At 36.1% G+C, this 22,739-nt stretch carries 17 protein-coding genes and 2 pseudogenes; 7 read left to right on the top strand and 12 right to left on the bottom strand.

What is annotated here, in order from left to right; translation table 11 throughout:
- Positions 1–15: 15 nt before the first annotated feature.
- A complete protein-coding gene (locus tag CXF67_RS05720) occupies positions 16–2,424 on the bottom strand; it encodes a zinc-dependent metalloprotease (RefSeq protein WP_102087875.1) in 2,409 nt (802 codons plus the stop codon).
- A gap of 233 nt (positions 2,425–2,657) precedes the next feature.
- Here CXF67_RS05720 and CXF67_RS05715 point away from each other — a divergent pair, with 233 nt between their 5' ends.
- Positions 2,658–3,203 carry a GNAT family N-acetyltransferase gene (locus CXF67_RS05715; RefSeq protein ID WP_102087874.1) on the top strand — a complete coding sequence of 182 codons (546 nt, stop codon included), beginning with the start codon at positions 2,658–2,660 and terminating at the stop codon, positions 3,201–3,203.
- A complete protein-coding gene (gene ovoA, locus CXF67_RS05710) occupies positions 3,200–5,308 on the top strand; it encodes a 5-histidylcysteine sulfoxide synthase (protein ID WP_102087873.1) in 2,109 nt (702 codons plus the stop codon). Before CXF67_RS05715 ends, ovoA begins: the two co-directional genes overlap by 4 nt.
- Positions 5,309–6,195: 887 nt before the next feature.
- Here ovoA and CXF67_RS05705 read toward each other — a convergent pair.
- The 3 genes from CXF67_RS05705 to CXF67_RS05695 form a co-directional block, all read right to left on the bottom strand.
- Positions 6,196–6,825: a tetratricopeptide repeat protein gene (locus CXF67_RS05705; protein WP_102087872.1), complete on the bottom strand. Its 630-nt coding sequence runs from the start codon at positions 6,823–6,825 to the stop codon at positions 6,196–6,198.
- Positions 6,826–6,830: 5 nt separating this feature from the next.
- The gene (locus CXF67_RS05700; RefSeq protein ID WP_102087871.1) at positions 6,831–7,253 is read right to left on the bottom strand and encodes a DUF2141 domain-containing protein; all 423 of its coding nucleotides are present in this window, start codon (positions 7,251–7,253) and stop codon (positions 6,831–6,833) included.
- A gap of 93 nt (positions 7,254–7,346) precedes the next feature.
- Positions 7,347–9,503: a TonB-dependent receptor gene (locus CXF67_RS05695; protein ID WP_102087870.1), complete on the bottom strand. Its 2,157-nt coding sequence runs from the start codon at positions 9,501–9,503 to the stop codon at positions 7,347–7,349.
- A gap of 291 nt (positions 9,504–9,794) precedes the next feature.
- Here CXF67_RS05695 and CXF67_RS05690 point away from each other — a divergent pair, with 291 nt between their 5' ends.
- Positions 9,795–10,244 carry a hypothetical protein gene (locus CXF67_RS05690; protein WP_102087869.1) on the top strand — a complete coding sequence of 150 codons (450 nt, stop codon included), beginning with the start codon at positions 9,795–9,797 and terminating at the stop codon, positions 10,242–10,244.
- A gap of 330 nt (positions 10,245–10,574) precedes the next feature.
- On the opposite strand, the gene CXF67_RS05685 is transcribed toward CXF67_RS05690, so the two are convergent.
- From CXF67_RS05685 to CXF67_RS05675, 3 genes are all read right to left on the bottom strand, one after another.
- On the bottom strand, positions 10,575–10,772 hold the full coding sequence (locus CXF67_RS05685; RefSeq protein WP_102087868.1) for a hypothetical protein: 198 nt from the start codon (positions 10,770–10,772) through the stop codon (positions 10,575–10,577).
- 672 nt (positions 10,773–11,444) lie between these two features.
- The gene (locus tag CXF67_RS19050; protein ID WP_308302172.1) at positions 11,445–11,678 is read right to left on the bottom strand and encodes a hypothetical protein; all 234 of its coding nucleotides are present in this window, start codon (positions 11,676–11,678) and stop codon (positions 11,445–11,447) included.
- A gap of 367 nt (positions 11,679–12,045) precedes the next feature.
- A complete protein-coding gene (locus CXF67_RS05675; RefSeq protein ID WP_102087867.1) occupies positions 12,046–12,975 on the bottom strand; it encodes a LysR family transcriptional regulator in 930 nt (309 codons plus the stop codon).
- A gap of 91 nt (positions 12,976–13,066) precedes the next feature.
- Here CXF67_RS05675 and CXF67_RS05670 point away from each other — a divergent pair, with 91 nt between their 5' ends.
- From CXF67_RS05670 to CXF67_RS05655, 4 genes are all read left to right on the top strand, one after another.
- Positions 13,067–13,375, top strand: coding sequence for a hypothetical protein (locus CXF67_RS05670; RefSeq protein ID WP_180957906.1), 309 nt, complete (start codon positions 13,067–13,069; stop codon positions 13,373–13,375).
- A gap of 68 nt (positions 13,376–13,443) precedes the next feature.
- A complete protein-coding gene (locus tag CXF67_RS05665; RefSeq protein ID WP_102087865.1) occupies positions 13,444–14,931 on the top strand; it encodes a proton-conducting transporter transmembrane domain-containing protein in 1,488 nt (495 codons plus the stop codon).
- The gene (locus CXF67_RS05660) at positions 14,928–17,261 is read left to right on the top strand and encodes a DUF2309 domain-containing protein (RefSeq protein ID WP_102087864.1); all 2,334 of its coding nucleotides are present in this window, start codon (positions 14,928–14,930) and stop codon (positions 17,259–17,261) included. The genes CXF67_RS05665 and CXF67_RS05660 overlap by 4 nt, the downstream gene beginning before the upstream one ends.
- Positions 17,262–17,496: 235 nt before the next feature.
- On the top strand, positions 17,497–18,339 hold the full coding sequence (locus CXF67_RS05655; protein ID WP_257984608.1) for a universal stress protein: 843 nt from the start codon (positions 17,497–17,499) through the stop codon (positions 18,337–18,339).
- Here the strand turns inward: CXF67_RS05655 and CXF67_RS05650 are convergent.
- The 5 genes and pseudogenes from CXF67_RS05650 to CXF67_RS05630 all read right to left on the bottom strand — a co-directional run.
- Entirely contained in the window at positions 18,336–19,325 is a 990-nt protein-coding gene (locus CXF67_RS05650; protein WP_102087862.1) for an NAD(P)-dependent oxidoreductase, read from the bottom strand. The two genes, CXF67_RS05655 and CXF67_RS05650, sit on opposite strands and share 4 nt — an antisense overlap.
- Positions 19,325–19,957, bottom strand: a complete 633-nt coding sequence (locus CXF67_RS05645; protein ID WP_145990392.1) for a hypothetical protein — start codon at positions 19,955–19,957, stop codon at positions 19,325–19,327. The genes CXF67_RS05650 and CXF67_RS05645 overlap by 1 nt, the downstream gene beginning before the upstream one ends.
- A gap of 51 nt (positions 19,958–20,008) precedes the next feature.
- Positions 20,009–20,449 (bottom strand): Hsp20/alpha crystallin family protein, encoded by a 441-nt coding sequence (locus CXF67_RS05640; protein WP_102087860.1) that lies wholly within the window; start codon positions 20,447–20,449, stop codon positions 20,009–20,011.
- Positions 20,450–20,723: 274 nt separating this feature from the next.
- Positions 20,724–22,094 (bottom strand): annotated as a pseudogene (locus CXF67_RS05635) (MBL fold metallo-hydrolase RNA specificity domain-containing protein).
- A gap of 1 nt (position 22,095) precedes the next feature.
- Positions 22,096–22,638: pseudogene (locus tag CXF67_RS05630) on the bottom strand (ATPase); the annotation flags it as partial.
- Positions 22,639–22,739 lie beyond the last annotated feature (101 nt).

The following is a 22,739-nucleotide window of genomic DNA, read 5'->3' as shown; positions in this document are numbered from 1 at the left end:
CCTACTACTCAATAATCAGTTATTTAAGCACTGAAAGCTTCCTATCGGACTACCATCTGGGATTTTGGGTGATGGAATTACCTTAAACTTTTCCGGTTCATCCATAAACTGATCGATACGGTAGATCATTTCTTGTCCTACTGCAGAGTTGGATTCCCTAAATTCGTTTTTCAATCCCTTCAAGGTTTTGTTTGCAAAGGCTTTTACTTGTGGAATACTCCCTGGATTTGCTGAAAGATTCATCAGATGCTTTAATACATTAAAGTTGATGGTATTTTGAACCTCAGTCAAATAAGCAGAGTCGTGTTGCTTTTCAAATGTGTTTTTTACCAATTCCTCCAAGACCTCTTCCAAACCTAAATTTGACTTCTCTAAAGATTTCTGCTGGATGAGTCGGTTGGAACGCTCTGGATGCAGTAATAGGCCTAAGCTCATATCGCTTGCTGTAGCGGAGGCACCCAAAGCATCAAAGCCAACACCTGTTTTGCTTTTAAAGGATTCGCGGCTTCTGGCATAACCAAATGCACGGGGTGGAAACAGGTCCAAAATTCGTTCTGGAATAGCCAAAGCTTCTGCATCAAGGGTATTTAAAGCCGCTTTAAGAGCCTTCAGCTGATCGGATTTTGAAATCCTCTCAACTGGTGTTAAGCTACTGCCTTTAACTGTATAATTGTAATCCAAACCACCAATAAGTTTAATGGTGGCCTCTGTCTGATAGCGATGGAAAAAATATAAAGGTGCAAACACATCCTCTAAAACTGAATATGGTTCACCTGTCTTGATATTGTCTATAGAAAAGTTTGAAATAGCTGTTTTGCGTAACTCCAAAACACGATTTAACTCCTTATAAACATCTTTTCCGTTATCCCACAAATGGGCATAGGCATGCGCCCCACCTTGAGCTCGCGCATCAGCATCGCTTATAAACTGCAAACCATCGGCTTCTGCTTGTTTTAAAATAGCATTTAAATATTGTTTTTCAGTCTTATTGGTACCGCTATCCCCATAACTATAAGCAACGGTGACTTTATCCCATTCTCCAATATTGGTATCGTAAGCTTGAGAAAAGTCGATTTGGTTATCTTTTAATTTAAGTTTTGGATGCGGATAATCCATAACGCTCGTCCTACCTTGTGCACTAGCAGAAAAGTTGTGTGCAAACCCCAAGGTATGGCCTACTTCATGCGCCGCCAACTGACGGATACGTGCCAAGGCCATCTCCAACATAGGTTGGTAATTGTCATCAGAAATCTCAAAAGGTCGATTCATCAAGGCCTGTGCGATCATATAATCCTGACGAATCCTCAGGCTACCTAAACTTACATGACCTTTTAGAATTTCACCCGTACGCGGATCAACAACACTAGCACCATAGCTCCAACCCCGTGTGGAACGGTGTACCCACTGTATTACGTTATAGCGAAGGTCCATGGGATCTGCATCGGCTGGAAGCATCTTGACCTGAAAGGCATTTTTATAACCAATCTCTTCGAAGGCCTGATCCCACCATCCAGCACCGTCTAACAAAGCAGATCTTACAGGCTCTGGTGTTCCAGGATCCAAATAATAAATAATGGGTTCTTTAGCTTCGCTTATTTCTGCATTGGGATTCTTTTTTTCCAAGCGATGACGAATACTGTATCGCTTAACCAACGGCTCAAAAATCGGCGTTGCATAGTCCTGATAGGATATAGAAATAGAACCACTTCTGGGGTCAAATTCACGTTTTTTATAGCCGTCTTCTGGTAACTGCACAAAACTGTGGTGTTGGGTGACCGTTAAGTTAGAGGCGTTTGGGGCTACTGAGCGAATATGACTCCCCTCAGGATCGCCTGAAAAGGTAAGCAAAGCTTCAAATTCTGTATTTTTAGGAAAAGCTTTGGTTCGAAGCATAGCCAGTGCACTTTTATTTTTATCCAATTTGTAAGTCCCTTCCTTTTGTTGTTTCAATCGTCTAGAGACCCCGTGAGCATCTTCCATCAGAAAAGGAGTGAGGTCGATAAGGAAACTCTTATCACTTTCGCCTTCAATTTTAAAACCATACAAAACAGATTTGGCAAAAGCTTGTTCAACACTTCGGCGCTCTAAACTATTATCTGTAATTGCTCTATAATCCAGATTGGGTTGAACCAATAGCAGCTTGTTTCCTGCACGTTGAAATTTTAAGATAGCTGTTCCTCCAAGCTGTCCACGATCCAAGCCGATGTCGTTGGAGCCCAAACCAGTCGTAAGTGAATGCACGTAGAGGAAGTCTTGGTCAAGCTGTTCAACCTTCATATAAATTTTATCTTCCTTTTCTGAATACCAAAAATCGAAAAACCCCTCATATTTTGTGAGTTGTTCTTTATTTTCTAAAATTTTAAAGGTTTGCGCAGAAGAAACTGAAGCTATTAACAAAATAGTAACGTAAATAAGAGTTTTCATAGATATATATTTATAAAATCAACTCTTTAAATATAGTAAAACTTGTTAATCCCTTTCAAAAAGCTTGATATTTGCAAATTAAAAGTTCCAAAACCAACAAAAAGTAATCCTTTTAAGAATTTTTAATACTGAATTCCTATTTTCATATAAAATATACTTTCCTAATTTAATTAATGAATTTTTAATAAAAGTAAAGACTAATTTAAAAATCTTTAAACATAGTTTTGCAGGTCATGGTTACTTTCAAAAAAGCGCGTAAAGAAATATATCTAGAATTAAGTCAATCGCTTAAAAATCTATACTTAGGGACATTTACAAAAGGTCTTTCTGCTCAACATATCAATGATGATGAAGCAGGACTTTACCTCGATAAATTGTTTACAAAAGGATATGGAGTTTTTGGGTTTTCTGATGATCAACTAGTTGCTGCGCTAATTGTAACACCCCCAAGTTTTGATAAAGAACGTCCTAAATCAATTCAAAACAAATTCAGTGATAAAGACTCTTTATATATCGCTGAAGTACTTGTAGACGATAAGTTTCGGGGTATGGGTCTCGGCAAAGGATTGTTTAAAGAATTTGAAATAAACCTGAGCAGTGATATCAAATACGTTTTACTGAGAGTCTGGAGTAAAAATGAAATCGCAGTCAACCTATATAAAAAATTTGGATTTGAAGACTGCGGAAGCATCCTCCAAGAAAAATTAAAACCCGTTTCAAAAGAGCCTTTTAAAATGCTTAAACTCTATATGGTTAAGCCCTATTCAAAATTATTATGAAAGAATTCAATATAAAAACTCCTCATTTAATTGATGGAACTCCAGAAGAAAAACGACAAGAAATCCTTGATTATTTCCATAGAACTTTTGACTTGGACACAGAGCTCTATGAAACAGTTAAAGACGACGCTACTTTCTATATGCGTGCGGACCACCTCCGCCATCCTATTATTTTTTATTATGGCCACACCTCTTGTTTTTTTATAAATAAGTTGGTTTTAGCGGGGCTGATACCCTCTCATATCAATCCTTCTTTTGAATCAATTTTCGCCATTGGTGTCGATGAAATGTCATGGGACGATCTCAACAAAGAAAATTACGCTTGGCCTTCGGTATCTGAAGTTCGAGAGTATCGTGAGATTGTAAGAGCAACCATTGCCAAACTCATAGAAGAATTACCGCTAGAACTTCCTATCAACTGGGAAAGTCCATTTTGGACTATTATTATGGGAATTGAACACCAAAATATTCATATTGAAACCTCATCGGTCTTAATAAGACAGCTCCCTGTAGAGAAACTTCAAAGTGGACTATTTTCCAATATTTGCAAAGAAGATAAACCGGTTATTGCAAACGAATTAGTCGCTGTAGATGGCTCAGAGGTAAATATGGGAAAACCACATAACCATCCTCTTTATGGTTGGGATCTGGAATACGGGAATTTCCAAGAAACTGTCGACGACTTTAAAGCTTCAAAATATCTGGTTTCTAATGCTGAATTTTTTGAGTTCATAGAAAATGATGGTTACAAAAATAAACAGTGGTGGACTGAAGAAGGCTGGTCTTGGTGTACTTATAAAAAAGCTGAACATCCTCAATTTTGGATAAAAGAAAATGAGACGTATAAATTGCGTTTGATGACCGAATTTGTCCCGATGAAATGGAGCTTTCCAGCAGAAATTAATTATTTAGAAGCCAAAGCATTTTGCAATTGGAAGTCGGCTAAAACCGGCAAAAAACTGCGTATGCCTACAGAATCTGAATGGTATCGACTCGTAGAAGTTTCCCAAGTCAAAGAGGCTACAGATTGGGACGTAGCACCAGGGAATATAAACTTGGAACATTACAGTTCATCTTGTCCGGTAAACACGTTTTCTTTTGGTGACTTTTATGATGTGATAGGGAATGTTTGGCAATGGACCGAAACACCCATCACCGGTTACCCTGGTTTTAAAGTTCACCCATTATATGATGATTTTTCAACCCCAACTTTTGATGGTAAGCATAATATCATAAAAGGGGGATCTTGGATCTCTACAGGAAACGAAGCCACTTTACATGCTCGCTATTCGTTTCGCAGGCATTTCTACCAGCATGTTGGGTTTAGATATGTTGAGTCTAACCACGAACCCGACATACGTGTAGATAGTTACGTAACTGATGAAGAAGTAGCCATTTCATGCGAGCAAAATTATGGAGAGGCCTATTTAGGAATGTCAAAATTGCCACTTCAAGTTTTAGATATTTTAAAAAAACACGTTGAAAATTCATCTGAAAAAAGACTCCTAGATCTAAATTGTGATACCGGTCGCTTAGCTTTTGAAGCTGCTTCACATTTCAAAGAAGTTACAGCAATAGATACTTCTGCAAGATTTATTCAACCAGCTATCGAATTGCAAAAAAATGGATTGTTGCGTTACGTTATTAAAGATGAAGGTGAATTATCCATTTTTAAAGATGTTCTCCTGAAGGATTTAAAGTTAAACGACAATCATAGTCGCATCCAATTTATGCAGGATGATGCGACGAAATTAAAAGACCGCTACACAGATTACGATGTCATTGTAGCTATGAATCTGCTTGAAGAAATACGTAAACCTAAAGAATTCCTTAGTAAAATTCATCAAAGATTAAATGCTGATGGAGTTCTGATACTAGGTTCAACTTACGAGTATAAAGAATCTGTAAGTCAAATAGATAACTGGATTGGCGGCTTCAAAAAAGATGGAGAACCTATTAGATCTATTGACGGAATTAGCCAGGTATTATCAGAGCATTTTACGCAAGAGTCTAATCCTTTCAATCTCACCTATCCTGTAAGAAAGTCGACTCGACATTTTGAAGTTTTGAGCTCAGAAGTTAGCATTTGGCGTAAAAAAATATAGGGGTGATTAAGATTTTGTGACCTCAATTATAGTTTTAGATCGGCTTTTACGAACAGTGTTTCCAACACGTAGATCCACGTTTTTTGAGCCTTTAAAGTCATGTTGCATATATCCAGAACAGCTCTACTTTTATATATCGAAAGTAGAGAGCTGTTTTGAATATATGAAGCTAGAGGGCTATAGTTCCATCCCCATATGGAAGATAAGATTTAATTGCCTTTGGGAAAAAAAGATTCTTCAGTGGAGAAAATCTCTTTCAGAATGACAGAGGCGTATTGTCATTCCGACAGAAAAGCTGTTTTTGCTTTGACGAGGAATCTTTTTGAACCTTTATATTTTTAATAGGAATGATTCTTCAGTAGCGAAAGGCACTTTCAGAATGACAGAGGCGTATTGTCATTCCACCCTAAGAGGAATCTCTTTATCACTGTTTGTTGGTGATGGTAAGATTCTTAAGGTTTAATCCTATGATTTCTTTATAATCTAAATCTGTTGTTATCTTAAATCTTTCAAATGAATATTACCAAATTAAATTTATAATATCGTGTGAATAAATTGAATTATACTACGACATAGCTCAGCACAGGTTTTTTGATGGATTAAAAATAATTAGCATAACCTGAGTTGCTGTCATTGTTTTTGATCAAAAAGGCGAAAAAAGCCTTTGCTGAATTCGTTTCAGTAAAGGCTTTTTTCGTGGAATTATAGGTCTAAATTAGCATAATCTCATCTTTACTTTTGATTAGGCGAAGGATACAGCTTTATTAGACCTCAGGTAAAGGCCTTAGCAGGCTGTTTTGTCTTAGATAGGCTAATTCTTAAGAACAAAGATTAAACGTGCTAAGAACTTTGCTGAGTTACTGATTTTTTAATTAATTCTGTAAGTGTTACCCTTCACAATCGTCTAGGATTTTTTGAGCTTTTTTCTCTCCCCAATCTGGATAAAACTTTACCTCTGATTTTTCTTCATTTTGAAAAAAACCTAAAGCCCTTTTAATGTCTTTGCAGTAAGGTTCGATAGAACTACCAAAAAATTGGGCTGACCCCATATCCCATTCGGCTTTGGAAAGAATAACCCTCGGGTTATTGGGGGCTATTTTAAGCGCCGTTTGATAAATATATTCATTTTTTCCAGAGAAGGTCATACCGTATTTTTGACCATCAAAATTTATATAAGCTGTATTCGCCAAAGCTTTCACAATCATAATTTCAGGATTGTTAGGAGAACTACTTGAAGCTTGGTTCAAAAGTTCAGTAGCTTTTTCAATCTTCAATTTTAAAGTCGCCTCGTCTTTCACCTCAAAAGAAGAAATCACTAGTGTGTAGGCTGCATAAAAGGGTGGGAGCCAATTGTCTTTTTCTGCTTTTGCAATGCGTTCAAAGAGGCTGGAAGCTTCTATGGTCTTATCTTCTTCCCACAGATTAAACGCTTCTTCCATTCTTTTTTCATAAGAAGTTTGAGCGTTTATATTGAAACCTAAGATCATAGTAATGATAAAAATAGATAGTATTTTCATAATGCTTATTTTATTTTGAGTTGAATGACCGTATCGATTTTAATCTCAATTTTAGATTCTTGAAAATTTGGTGGTCCAAAATTGCCTTTTTGACCATTGGAAAATCCATAAGGTTCTTTGGGAATCCCTACCATGTTTTTATCTAATTCACCGTTGCTGTTCACATCGTGATAGTAGGAGAAACTGTAAAATCCCTCTGGCAAATTTTCTATAACAATTTTAGTCTTGCCGTCTTTAAAACTAGATGAAGCTGCTTTATAGTTATTTTCCATGTGACTGTCCTCTGAATTAAAAAGGGCAAATAAAATACTACCACCGTCGAATTCTGTGGCTTCAAACTCGAGTGTCAAGTCGACTTTGTTTTCTGATTGCGCATAAGACTGCATAGCAAACAAGATTAAAATTGATAAATAGCTGATTGTTTTCATAATTTTTATTTTGAGTTAAAGATCGATTATAATTTAGCTTTTTACAACTCCTAAATGATGAGTTGATGAATTTTGATACTGAACCGTCAACACTTATAGATTATTCAATTGATTTGATTTTTTATCGTCGCTAAGGGTCCAGAAAAAACCGACAAAGAAAAACTGATCGGTATTTGGCAAAATTGCTTCTCTCTGGAAAACACCACTCATATCCATTTCATTGGCGTAGTTATAGCCAAATATATTTCGTGTACCTAACACATTGCTCACAGAAAAATATAGAATTTTCTGTTTATCAATGAGATAAGCCCAATTTAAACTCAGTGAATTAAAATTTTTGGTTTCCCGATTTAAAAACCCATTAGAATTGGGATCGGTATAATTTCTGCCTGAAGCAAAAACATGGCTAAAACCCAATTGACTCTTCCAGTCTTCAATCCAATACTTTGCTACCAAAGAGAGATTATGTTCAGATGCAAAAGCAGGGCGTGCCTTTTCAAGAAAATTTCTATAGTCCCGCTCTGTATCTAAGTAAGAATAAGAGGCCCAATATTCTAAATTTTTAAAGGATTCATTATCTCTCCAAAACAGATCAACTCCGGAAGCATAACCAGAGCCTGTCGAATTATAAGAACTCGTAAAAGTGGGAAATTCTGTATCAAACTTTACCAAATCATCGTAGGTCTTATGATAGGCCTCAACTCTAAAAATTTTCTTGGATTTTACATATTGAAAATTAGCGATAAAATGAGAAGCGTTTTCTGCAGTGATGGTATCATTAAACTTTAAAAAATCGGCACTTGGGTTTTGGAAAAACTTACCGTAAGCAAATGAAAATTGTGAAAATTCTCCAGACTTATAAGCAATTGAGGCTCTTGGCGAAAATAAAGTTTGATTCCATAATTCATAGTGATCAACTCTGCCACCAAGGTTCATTGCTAATTTTTTGGAGAAAAAAATATCAACTTCGCCAAACCCTGCAGAAATGTTACTTTGAAATCCATAATCGAAGTCTCCAATTAGATTACTTTCAATACTCTCATCAAAATCTGTTATAAAGTATTCAGAACCAAAATTGAATTCAAAGTTGTTATTGATACGTTTTCTAAGCTTTATTTTTAGGTGTGCAGAGTTGTCATTGTTGTCGATTAAATCCTCACCTACTTGCGATTTGTTGTTGTCGTTGGACAAGGAAAATCCGGTATTGAGTATCCAGCTGTTACCAAGAAAGCTTTTATAAGACCCGTTGATGTATAGATTTCTGTTTTCATTAGCAAAACGAAAGCCCTCTTCAAAATTGATGTTTTGTTGGATTAAATCTAAATCGGTATAACTGTAACCTCCATACAATTTCAATATATCACTATTATTGGTTTTATACCGGTAAATCATTTCTCCACTCATAGATTGAAGGGGGCTTATCCATTCATTTCTATTAGGTAAGGCTTCGGTATAAGGGGCTAAGTTTGTGTAATTCGCATTGATACTAAGTGAGCTTTTGTCCCACTTTTGAGTATTCCCAACACCAAGACCAACAGTCATTAACGATACCTCAGTTTTTTCTTGATCCGGTTCATCAATGGTATTTAATTTCAAAACTCCAGATAAAGCTTGACCATATTCTGCGGAATACCCGCCTGTTGAAAACGAAATTCCCTTAAAAAGGAAAGGAGAAAACCGTCCTCGAGTTGGGATATTATTGGCCGTAGGTGTATAAGGCGCAAATACTCTCATGCCATCAATAAATATCTGAGTTTCATCTGCGCCACCACCCCTTATAAATAATCTGCCATCTTCGCCCACTGTAGATGTTCCTGGTAAGGTTTGTAAAGCGCCTAAGAAGTCTCCAAGAGCACTTGCAGTAGTTACCACATCTAAAGGTTTTAAAGCAGTCACTCTAGAATTCTCACCGGCCTCGAACGTCCCTGTAGATAACATTACAGCATCCAACATATTCACATCTTCTTTCAACTTGATTTCTAGGTTTTTAAACTCTGAAAGATCTGCAGTCAAAGAATAATCCTCAAAAGACAAAAAAGAAACATACAGGGTTTTAATTCCAGTTTCTGAAGTCGAAAAAGAAAATTTCCCTTCTAAATTTGTAGTAGCCCCATCGTAAGAACCCACAATATAAACATTCGCTCCGGTAATAGGGAGACCACGTTGTCCTTTAATCGCACCTGAAATTTGGTGTTGCGCTATAATTTGAGTACCAAATAATAAAAGAGATAGTACCAATAAGACTCTCATAAGCTTTTTTTTTAGTTTGTGAGAACAAATATGTCTAAACAACTTTGGCTAAGTAAATAGTATTCTATGAATGGTTGGATCATTAGGATGAACCGTAATTTTCCTCTCTTTAATGCGTGATGTGTAACTTTGTTAGCAACTTGATATAATTCTGGTTTTTCGTTCTTATTTTATTATATCGCAAAAAAATAGAACTCTAATTTATCCCATAGACTATATTATATTTATCAATCTTTACTTGCTATTTACATCTGAAACAAAAGCGACTAAATTCTAAAATTACAATCCTATATGAGCACCAAACAGGACTTATATAACCAGTGTGTCCAACTTGTGGATATGCGGTTTAAAAGCATTCAAGGTCATATCTCAGATATCCAAAACAGCCTGCTTTCAGAAACTAAAAGTAGCGCTGGTGATAAGCATGAAACTGGACGGGCTATGCTTCAACTGGAGCGTGAAAAAGCAGGGCGGCAACTCGCTGAAATCAACAAACTGAGAACAGCACTCTCTAAAATAAATATCGAAAAAAAAACAACACATGTGGGGTTAGGTAGTCTGGTATACACCTCAAAAGCTCATTATTTTATAGCCGTTAGCTTAGGGGCGCTAAAAGGTGGTGAAAAGAACTTCTATGCCATTTCGCCTAGCACACCCATTGGAGAGTTGCTTATGGGTAAAAGGATAGGTGAGGAGGTGTCATTTAATGGAAATTCATTTGTTATTGAGCAATTGACTTAGAATTACTAAAGATTTATTGTTGGCAAGTTTTAGGTTAGTTTTTTTTGATAAAGCGTGTAAACAGATAAAGGTAATTTCTTTATTCCAACTTTTTTGAATCCCTGCTTTTCGTAATACTTACATAGCTTTAGGTTCAATGTGTATCATAATTTTATGAAATCAATGTTCATTTTGAATTTCGAAGCCTTTAAAGTTTATTATGTTCCTGCTGAAAGCTTTTCTATTGATGGTGATATTTTTGATGTATTGATATAAGGGTGAGATACTGAAACAAGTTCAGCGTGACAAAATCATCTTTAAGGATGAATGGTGACATTCAACAGTCTTTTTTTATAAGTCTTTATAAAAAGAATCCTCATCTTCCTTATGGGTAACTTGCTGCTTTATCAATAGCTTGACATAATGCCGGTTGCGGCGTTCTTTTTTATCACTAGTGCGTTTATGCTTGCGTTTATCTTTTACGATTTCCCCCAAATTATCTAGATCTTCAATGTCTTTAATGTCATTTACTGAAGTTCTTTTAGCCATAATAGAATAGGTGTAAGGTGGTTATTTTTATACATAAATAAAAATGTTAACAAAACATATTCAATATAGCATATTTCATTTGGTAGCTAAATTCTCTTGTGTTTTCTTAAGAATTTTTTAGATATTATAGAATAAATCATCGAGGCCTTTAAGCTGATCATCTACTTTTAAAATCTTACTTTAATCATTCATCTTTATCGCTTTGGATCATATAGCCATCACAAAGCATTAAGAAATGTATCTTTAAGCTTTTAGGTTAACGGAGGCAAAATCAGGATAAATTTAAAAAAAATTGATTTTCAATACATATGAAAATGTAAATTACTTACTTGATTTTATCCTTTAATACCAAATTAAATTTATAATATCGTATAAATAAATTGAATTATACCACGACTTAGCTCAGCACAGGTTTTTTGATTGTGTGAAATTAAAAAATTAGCAGAGCATTAGTTACGGTAATTATTTTTGATAAAAAGCAGCCGAAAAAAGCCTGTACCGAATTCGTATCGGTAAAACGATTTATTGCGACGTTATAGGTTTAAATTGGTATAATACCTTCTTCCTACTATCTATATTCAGGGTTTTCAAAATTCTAACAGTTCCCAGCATCCCAGTCTTTTCGTGAATTCCCATAAGAAAAATATCCGCCTTGGTCTTTAAGTATTTTGGCTAGGTGCAATAAGTTGTAAAGGTGGTATTCCTGTTGGTGAAATTGGAATTTCCCCCTTGTGGTTCGTCCAATGTTTTTCCATCCCATCCTGTATCTCCATAACTCGAGCCTAGTCCCATTTCACCTATCCTTCTCGCATCTGCTTGGGATGGGATGCTATATAAAAGATGCTGCAAAGCGTAAAACATACCCATTGCACAATGTTTTACTCCATCTTCGTTCCCCGTAATCACACAACCCCTGCTTTACCATAATAAATATATTGACCTTTATCGTTGTGATAACCACCCATAGCATAAAGGTGCTCTATAACTTTGGAGGCGATTGAAGATCGTCCTTATCTGCACTTTACTCTTCCATATTAACTTGCACACCAACAGACAAGTCGAAATCTACAAGCCTCAATACCTCAACCTCAACTCCTTCCCTTTTCATGATATTCAAAGAGACCTCCATCAGTAAACGAGTATGGCTTTTTTGAGGTGATGTTTTAAATGTACAATTAAGAAAAATGACCTTTTAACCCTTACAAGTTATGATCTATAATGGTTTAGGCTTTATTTTAATAATCAAAAAAAACAAGACTCTTACACCACCTTCTTATGATTCGTATTTATTAATCCAAGAAAAATGAGAATCAATAATGCGCTCTTTATTTATTTTAAGATATTCTAGATAAGCGGTAGCGGCAGGAGAAAGATTCTTAGAGCTTAACCAAATGACTTGCCATGTGGTAGAAATTGGTAAACCTCTCACAGGAATAATTTGCAACTCTTTTTCCTTAAGTTCATTTTTAATCCCAATCAATGGCATAATTGAAAATCCCAAGCCTGCCTGAACAGCTTGTTTAACGGCCTCGTTGGAAGTGAGTTCTATTTTTTTCCGTACTTGATAACTATGTTTAGTCATAAATTGCTCCATGGCATTTCGTGTAGCAGATCCTTCTTCTCGATAGATAAGTGGCAACTTAGTAAACAATTCTTTTTGAGTAGGAACTTGTTTTAGTTCGAGTTGACTCCCTCCTACAAAGTACAATTGGTTCTTCATAAGCTCTACAGAGTTTACTTTTAGTTTTTTAGGAAGTACAGACACAAGGGCAAAATCCACTTCATTACGCTCCATACTCCTTAGTACTTTAGTTTTATTGGTCACGTCCATGATCAGATCTACGCCCTTATGTTTGTTCATAAAATCCGATAAAAAATAGGGCATCACATATTTACCCGTGGAGGCCACAGAAATTTTAATCTTACCTGAAAGTTTGCCTGCATAGGATAAAGACTTATAGTTTATGGCATCCACTTCCTCGATAATTTTCTTAGCGGCTTCAGCGATTTCCATTCCAAATTCAGTGACATATAGCTTCCTGCCAACAACCTCAGTTAAAGGAATAGAGAATTGATCCTGTAAATTCTTCAACTGTATGGATACTGCAGGTTGGGATAAATGAAGAGTCTCTGCTGTCTTCGTTATGCTCTTACACTGTGATATTTCCAAAAATAACTGCAGTTGATGTAACGTATATTTCATAAATAATTTTTATATAAATCATTGCAAATGTAAATAAAAATAAATGTTTAAAAAATATAATATTTGCAATAATCATTTAATCTCAAACCCTATGGAAACAAAAAGCATAATTTCAAAGGAAATCAAAGTACAAAACATCCAGTTGGTTGATGGTGAATTTACACCCTCTCAAGCTTCTGACATTATCTCTGCTTTGATTAACCAAAAGATCAACTACCACAAGATAGAAGGTCTGCAACTTTGGGAAAGAGATCATAACAATGACCCAAAGCCGTTAAGCAATCGCATAAACGAATTGGAAAAAGAAAAAAGACATGCTGAAGAATTTATTGCTGAATTAAAAGCTAAAGGAAAGAATTTAAAAATTAACGGCATTTTGAATTTGAGTATAGCCGATTAGCTTAAATAAGAAAAGGGTAAAGCCTTTGCCCCACTTTCATACTCATCTTTAACTTGATATTTATATAAATGGCTTTGAATAACACGACCAACACGTTAATATCATCAGTTTTAACCCCTCCTGTTAAAGCCTTTTCAAATCCTGTTATTTCAAAAATTGCTGCTCCCCTACTTTGGCTCTCATTTTTAACCAGTATGGGTGCACTTATCTATTACCAGATCGAGACACCTCAATGGAATTGGGCTGATACCATTAGAATCAATGGATTTACACTTCTCATCTGGGTGACTGTCACTTTTTTCAGTGCCATTGTAAGCACTTATTCCAAAAATTACCTCAAAGGCTTTAAGTTTCACAAACGCTTCACCCTGCTGAGTTTAGGATTTACAGGATCTGTTATGGTCTTCGTCATGTCAAATCATATTTTAGCTTTATTGCTATCCTGGTTTGCCATGGGTGTTTTTATGGCAAGATTGATAGGTGTCAATTCAGATTGGGGAGAAGCAAGAGAGGCTCAAAAATTTTCTCAAAAATTTTTTCTATCAGGAACATTACTTTTGAGTATTGGGGTCATTCTACTTGCCTTCTTAACCAATCACTTTACGTTATCAGGCATTGTTGATAATCTAGAGTCAGTTCCCTTTTATTTTCTTCTTATTGCCGCCCTACTTATTATTACAGCTGCCATTATACAGTCTGCTATTTATCCCTTTCACCGGTGGCTGCTTTCTTCTATGACTGCTCCAACGCCAGCCTCTGCATTGATGCATGCAGGTTTTGTGAATGGTTCTGGGATTTTATTGGCCCTGTTTTCTACAGTGATCATTGCCTCCAACACCTTAACTCTTATTTTTATTATAGGAGGATTGACCGCCATCATAGCGCAGTTCACAAAATTACTTCAGGTAAATGTTAAGCAGAGATTGGCTTGCTCTACCATCGCCCAAATGGGATTTATGATTATGCAATGCGGACTCGGCTTTTTTAATGCTGCAGTGGTCCATTTGATTTTACACGGCTTCTATAAAGCCTATCTCTTTTTATCTTCTGGAGAAGAAATTGCAAATAACGCCCCTCGAAAGCCATTAGACCTTAAAATCAATGCGATGCAAATTGTAGTGATATTGATTTTCGGAGCTTTAGGTGCTGGGTTATTTACCTTACTTACTGGAAAAACCAACTTAACAGACAGCAGTATATTTTTAACACTTATCGTCGCCATTACCGTTGGACAAGCCACCTACAATAGTGTTAAACAACAGAGTCTCACATTTGTACAAAAAGTAATTGTACCCAGCGCAGTATTTATAGCAGGAATAGGGCTTTACGCGCTGTTACTTAATGCAGTTACCTCAATTATGAAAGAAATGCCAATGATTCAAGTCCCGCATTCTCTAACCGTGTTACAAATCACTTTTGGTATCATATTCCTGCTGGGCTTTTTTATTATGAAATCGGGAGTGTACAGAAAAATACCATGGCTCTACGTTAAGCTTCTCAACTTATCTCAACCTCATCATAAAACGGTCCTTACTTATAAAAAAGTAATCAAATGACAAAAGAACAGCTTCAAGACATCATTGAGACAGCTTCCAGAGTAGTGGGTAAGACCTGGCCGCTATATTCTTTTGTGACTTCAAATCCATTATCGGGTTATGAGAAAGCTCACTTCAAAAAAGCTGCAGCAGATGCTGAACACTTACTCGGGGCGAAATCCTTTCCGAAGGCATCAGTATTTCGAGAAGCTTGGGAACAAGGAGAAATAGACAACGAAGAATTAGTCGCGCTTCTCACTGAGCATCATATAACACAATCTCCTGAAGAGTGTCTTACTGAAATGGCTTCTCACAAGTCTGAGCCAATTAGAAATAACAATGGCGACTTGGACCGGATGGTTTTAAAATGGCTCATGCCTTTCCTCGATGAAGGGCTAGCGGAATGGGAACTCCCTAATAAAAGCGAAGGCTTTTTTGATGCTTGGAGACATTTGATTCCATACGATAACCAAGTTCATTTACGATCTATATCTGAAATTCCTAAGACTGGTGAAGAGGTTCTGTTTCAAATTTTAGAAAAATATTCTGAAAAAGAGTGTCTTACAATTGTTCAAAGTCACTTAGCCGCCTTACCTGGGTGGACTGGATATATAAAATATAGAGCAGAAGAAAATTCGATCTGGCATCAAAATTATAAAATTACGCTAGAAGATTACTTAGCAGTTCGTTTATGGCTAGCCAACCACATAGATGCAGAAATACATCCAACTAATTCCACTCGAGGGAATAGGGATTCGTCAATAGACCTCTCCTATTTATGGCTAAAAGCTTGGGAAAAAAGCTGGCAAAATAAACTAGAAACCAGTCTGAAAAATAAACCCAAGGAGAAAAAAGTGGATGCCCTTCCAGAGGCTCAACTGGTCTTCTGCATCGATACACGGTCGGAGCTAATACGGAGAAATATAGAATCTAAAGGCCATTATGAAACCTTTGGTTACGCAGGTTTTTTTGGAATTGCCATGGACTATAAGCCTTTAGATGATGAGATCATTAGAAAATCATGTCCTCCTATTCTAGATTCTACATATTCGGTATCAGAATTCGCTCAAGTCGATAAAGAGAACGAACTGACAGCCTACAAAAAACGACAGGAAACCCAAAAATTCACCAATCACTTTTTGAAACGCATGAAAAACATGCTTCCATCAGCTTTCGGATATGTAGAGGGTTCAGGCGTTTTTTATGGAATTTCTCTTCTTGCTCGCACTCTAATTCCAGGACAATTATACCGTCCTCATAAAGATAACAAACTATCCCACGAGGGGAGCTGTGAGCCTAAGATTGATACTATTAAAAATAAAGATAATTCGGATAATGGGATTCCCATAAAAGAAAAAGTAGCTATTGTAAAATCCGCCTTCGCTCTTATGGGATGGGAACAATTTTCACCGCTAATTCTTTTTGTGGGACACGGCAGCCATTCAGCTAATAATCCGTTTGGGTCAAGTCTGGATTGCGGTGCCTGTGCAGCCAGTCCAGGCAGACATAATGCAAGGATGCTGGCTAAATTAGCCAATCTTCCTGAAGTTAGAACTCTATTAAAAAATGAAGAAGGGATCACTATCCCAAAAGATACTGTCTTCATCGGAGCAGAGCACAACACAACCACAGATGAAATCGTAGTGTTCGATTCTGAAGTTCCAAATTCTCATAAAGAAAAGTTAGATCGATTAAAAATCGATTTGCTACTTACTCAACAAACCGCCACTCAGGAGCGTCTGGGCTCGGGAATGAGTAGTGTAAAAGCAGCACATAAAAAAACAAACGATTGGTCTGAAACACGTCCAGAATGGGGTTTAGCGAAAAACGCAGGATTTATCATAGGTCCTCGTTCACTTACCAAAACAATGAACTTAGACGGCAATTGCTTTCTACATTCTTATAACTGGGAACTGGATACAACAGGTGATGCCTTAGAACAAATTATGCAAGGCCCAATGGTCGTTACACAATGGATCAATAATCACTATTATTTCTCATCTGTAGATAACGAAACCTACGGAGGAGGCTCTAAAATTACTCATAATATAACAGGTACGTTTGGAGTGGTTCAAGGAAACGGAGGAGATCTTAAGATAGGTCTTCCACTGCAGTCGGTAAATGAAACCGATGAAAAATCCTACCATCAACCTCTGCGACTTTCGGTCTTAATTCAAGCTCCGAAGCAAAGAATACAAGAAATTTTAAATAAAAATAAAAATTTAAAATCCCTATTAGATAATGAATGGATATACCTTTTGGTGATGGATCCAACCGAAAAAAATGGTATTGTTCGTTACCAAAAGGGGATGAATTGGGTCGAATCTACTCAAGAAGCAATTCTTAATTAAAAAAAAAGCCTCTTTTATGAATCTCCTTTTTAAAAAGTCATTTGTTGATGATGATCTAAGTTGGAATTAGCCAAACTTTCCACAGGATCAAAAACCCAGATAGAACCTACTCTATCTGGGTTTTACATGATATACTGAAGATAAATTTCGATTTAAGATTCTATTCATCACTGACTAGTATCATGTGTAGCTAAATTTTAAATATTAATTTTGTAAAGTATAAATGTTTCAACAAATGAAAAACATCCTTTTGCCTTCAGACTTTTCAAAAAATTCTAAGAACGCAATAGAATACGCGATGAAATTTTTCGAAAATGAAGAGTGCCATTTCTACATCCTCAATATTCAAAAGTCATCAAAGTATATAACTGCCGATCTCGTTGCAGGTTCTCAGAGTGATAGCGTTTACGACAGCATTGCAAAGGATAATAAAACTTTAATTCACAATTTGGTCAAGGTTTTGAGCAAAGAAAATAAATCTCAAGCCTATACCTTTCATGAATTGTTTGATTATGACGATTTTGTATCTGCCATCAAGCAAGCCGTTAAGCTTAATGCTATAGATCTCATCATAATGGGCAACAACGGCGCCTCAGATGCCTCAGAGGTGATTTTTGGGAGTAATACATTACAAGTGATAAGACACGTTGATTGCCCAGCACTTACGGTCCCAGAACATTATTCATACTCCCGTATCAAAGAAGTCTTGTTTTCTATGCAAAATGAGGAGGAATTGTCCTTTAAGGGGATGGACATTTTCAAGGACATCTTAACTATGCATAAGTGTCAACTAAATGTTCTCGAATTAGATGATACCAGACAAACACAAGCAAGTGAAAAAGTAGATAACCAAAGTATCCACAAGCTTTTTCAAGATTATCCCTACACCTACTTTCACCTCAACACCATCCCTGGATTGATCGTCTTGAATACGACTACACAGCTATTGAAAATAGACCTTCATGCTGTAAGTATTGAAAAGGAAACTTTCCTTAAGCGTTTACTCTTTGGCTCAGACACTTCGCAACTAGCCTACGGAACTCTTATCCCATTACTATTTCTTCACAAAGATAATTAGGACAATTCATGAGCAAAATCTTTGCCAGTTTTCCAAGCGTCCAAATTTTCAAAAGTTGTTGAAATGATAGCTTGTAAAGCTTCATTAGTCGCAAAGCCTTGATGAGGGGTAACTAGTGTTTTAGAATGACAAAGCAGTTGATGTAAAATTGGGTCTTTGGATCTCTCCTTGGAACGGTCGTAAAAAAACATCCGGTGTTCAAATTCATATACATCTGTGGCATAACCGCTTATCACATTGGCATCCAAAGCTTTTAAAAGTTCTTCTGTATGTACGATGGCTCCCCTAGCAATATTTATAAGAACTGGTTTCTTTTTTAACTGATACAAATAATCTTTATCTATAAGATAGCGAGTACTACTATTGAGAGGCAAACATATAAAAATGATATCTGCGCTTTCAGCAATGACTTCTTTGGAGACGTATTGAACCTTATAATCCTTAATCAACTGTTCATTTTTATTTAAATCATTTGCTAAAATAGAACATCCAAACCCATGTAAAATTTTTATGAGCACCTCACCAATACTGCCTGTTCCCATTACTCCCACCTTTTTTTGATGTAGATTGAAGCCAATCAAATCATCTAAGAGAAAGTTATACTCTAAGGTTTGGTGTTGTGACTTCACAATCTTTCTGCTGAAAGTCAAACACAAGGCTATAGCGTGTTCTGCAATAGAATTTGGGGAATAACTTGGCACATTAGCCACTTTAAGGCCTAACTGTCTTGCCTTTTTCAAATCGATATTTTCGTATCCAGTAGATCTCAAGGTGATGTAGTGAATGCCCATGGCTTTTAACTCTTCAAGGACTTCAGAAGAAGCATCATCTGCAGAGAAGATTGAAATCGCATCATAGTTCATAGCTAACTTAGCGGTATCTAAGCTTAAACATTTCTCTGTAAAACTTACTGCATACCTACCTTTATTCTCTTCTTTTATCAAGGAAATTTCGAAAGTCTTCGCACTGTAAATCAATACATTCATCAGTTCAATACTAGTTTTTTTTGCTTGAGGGTTTTAAAAAGTAAAGACTTATAGCGATTTATGTGTCGACTTAGTCTTTTGCTCTCGATAACTTCCATCTCTCCACGCCATATTAATTCGCACTCTTGTCCGGAGCAAATACAAAAAAGAGAGGTTTCAATGGTATATACTTGTTCATGCTTATTCTCTAAGTAAGAACTTTGATTATTATAATAGTAATTTTTAAAGATTTGATAAGATTGTGTAAACTTTTGATAAGCATTAACCAAAGTAACTCTGTCCTTTCGATTTGTAATTTTTGTAAATAAGACAGCATCAACCCCTGCCCTAAGCAACTTTTTCTCAATGGCATCAAGTTGTTGATGAGATTGCTTTTGGTCTGTAAAGGAATTTTCAAAGAAGTTGATGCTTTTTAAAGTATTTACTCCTTCTTTTTTTAAAGATTCGACCAGTGTTGTTTCATAAAATTCCCTTGCCTCTTTATCTGCTGTAATCCCAACAACAAGCAATCTACTAGCCTGGAAACTTTCGATATCTTGGTTTTTATAATCATAGATAAGTGTCACAGAACTGCACCCTATCAAAAACGTAGCGAAGCTTAAAGCACTTATAAAAACAATTAAATATCTCATGGAAAAACTACTGCTCTGCTTTTTTTTAAACAAAAGCATCGTTTATATTTTTCAAACTACCCCTATTTCCTTTTTAGTAGGTTTTGAAGCGTCGTCATTTTTCGTCAGGTGGAGTTTGAGCACACCATTTTTGGAGTTGGCCCTCACTTCTTTGTCTTGGTTGATCGATTTTGGTATCTGAAGTTTACGCTCTAGGGAATGGTAACTAAATTCCTTATGAGTATATTCATTTTCCTCTTCCATTTCATTTTTGTTTTCTGCTAAAATATGCAAAATATCGTTCTCCAAGCTCACTTCAATATCCTCCTTATCGAAGCCAGGTACGGCCAATTCTATTTCAAAATGAAGAGGATTTTCCTTTATATTCATCGCAGGCAAACTGGCTTTTCGGTCGAAGAAAGTGTCGAGAAAGATTTCCTCATTACCTAACCATTTTTCAATCCCACCATTAAACCATGGAGCTCTTCTACTGTTATAGTTTACTAAAGACATAGCGCTTTGATTTTAGGGTTACTACTGTTATAGTTTACTAAAGACATAGCGCTTAGATTTTAGGGTTACTACTATTTTACCTAAAAGTATCTTATAAACAGTAGTTTAAAAATGATAATTATCAGTTTACAGACTTATCTAAAGCCTCAACAGGACTAGAAAAAGCAATTTAACATCGTGAATTATTTAAACAGCTATAGATAATCTGTTGAGACTGCTGAATACAATTTAGGCTCTTGGAATAAAAAGGAAATCAATAGATTTTCTAAAAGATTTAGACCGAAATTTCTAAAACCTGATTGTGTTTTGCAATGGTCACTTCCCAAGAAAAAGTATCCTGAATCTTAACTTTAAGGGTTTGAAGAGCTGTAGGCTCTCCGTGAATTAAAAATGTATGTTTGGGAGTGTTTTTGAGTTCGCTTAACCAATCCAAAATACCGACCTGATCTGCATGAGCAGACAAGCTCTCTATATGATGAACTTCGGCGTTCACATCATAATATTTTCCATAAATTTTCAACTCATGCGCCCCTTCCAACAATTGTCGACCACGAGTCCCTTGAGCCTGGTATCCCACTAATAAAATACTTGTGTTTTTCTTATCGACGAGCTGCTTAAGGTAAGTCAATACTCTACCTCCAGTCACCATACCGCTCCCTGCAATCACTATTTTGGGTCTAGGGTCATCTATAATTTCCCAAGTTTCTTTATAGGAAGCTATAATATTTATTCGGTGTTTCATAGCAAAAAATTCGTCAGGTGGAATTTTATGCCAAGCTGCAAACCGTTCAAAAACACCAAGCACATTATCACCCATCGGGCTATTTCTAAAAATGGGGATATTTGGAATTCGATGTTCATTATAAAGCTTCCATAACAGAAACATTAAGGTTTGGAGGCGTTCGACAGCAAAGGACGGAATAATTAAAACCCCCTTATTATGAACTGTTTTGTTGATGAGTTCTATAAGTTTTTCAGACACACTATCTTTTGGATGAAGCTTATTACCATAGGTGCTTTCTAAAAACAGGTAATCTGCTCGTTGAGGTTTTTGTGGAGGTCTAAGAAGCAAATCTTCTTGTCTTCCTATGTCTCCAGAAAACACAAACATTTCACCAAATATCTCTAGCTCAATAAAAGTGGCGCCAATAATATGTCCATTATATTTGAATCGGTATTTTATATGTTCTGAGAGTGTGTACCATTTATCTTTTTCTGCTGGGCTAAACATCTTTAAAGTCCGCTCCGCATCTTCTATGGTATAAAAAGGTAAAGCTGGATGGTGTTTGGTATAGTTTTCCTTATTGGCGAGTTCTGCATCTTCTTCATTAATCTTAGCATTATCCAACAGGATGATTTTAGTAATTTCTAAAGTAGGCTAGGTCCCAATGATTTTCCCCTTAAAACCCTGCTTTACAAGTCTTGGCAAATAGCCAGTATGGTCTAAGTGACCATGGGTTAATAAGACCACATCTATTGAAGAAACCTCAAAAGGTAGGTCCTGCCATTTTTTCTCCCTAAGGGCTTTTATACCTTGAAACATCCCACAATCTACAAGTATGTTTTGCTCGGGAGTTTCCAATAAAAATTTAGATCCAATTACTGTTTCTGAAGCTCCTAAAAAATGGATTTTTATAGTGTTCATTTTAATGTGTGTTACAGAGCATTGAAATTTCAGATAGTATTTTTGTTTTCCTCGTTTCTGAAATACCCAAATGATCTAGGTAAAAACTATCGTTTAACAATTGACGGCAGAGCACGACATCTCTGCTCAATAAAAATTGTTTTTCTCTATGAGTAATAAGTGTGGAGACGGTTACGGGATATAAGCCTAACCTATCTATGCGATCTTTTAAGTCATTATCTTTGGGACAATCCCAGCTTAATAAATAAAGTCCAGCACATGAGCCGAAGGTGATAGCATCTGAAGTAAAGCGAGTATTGGTTACTACCCACCCCTCTTTAGGACATTCTTTTGTATTCTTTTTTTCAGAGATAATATCTTGATACCGCGAGTTGATGTACAAGGGTACCTTTACATTACAAGTGGTTGTTTTTTCACTATGGAATTTACATTCAGCTACAATATGTTCTCCGTTTTTTATAGCAACAACGTTCACTTCGTGAGAGACGCATTTCCCTTGTAAAACTTCTCCAATTTTTACTTTATAGTCAGAATAGGATATTATACCAAATTAAACCTATAATGTCGCAATAAATCGTTTCTTTTCCGCCTGCTTTTTATCAAAAATAATTACCGTAACTAAGGCTATGCTAATTATTTTCAACT

Origin of the sequence: Psychroflexus sp. MES1-P1E (genome assembly GCF_002836055.1) — a bacterium.
In the GTDB taxonomy this organism is placed as follows: domain Bacteria; phylum Bacteroidota; class Bacteroidia; order Flavobacteriales; family Flavobacteriaceae; genus Psychroflexus.
The sequence above is the reverse complement of the archived record's forward strand: the minus strand, read 5'-3'. Positions and strand labels throughout refer to the sequence as shown.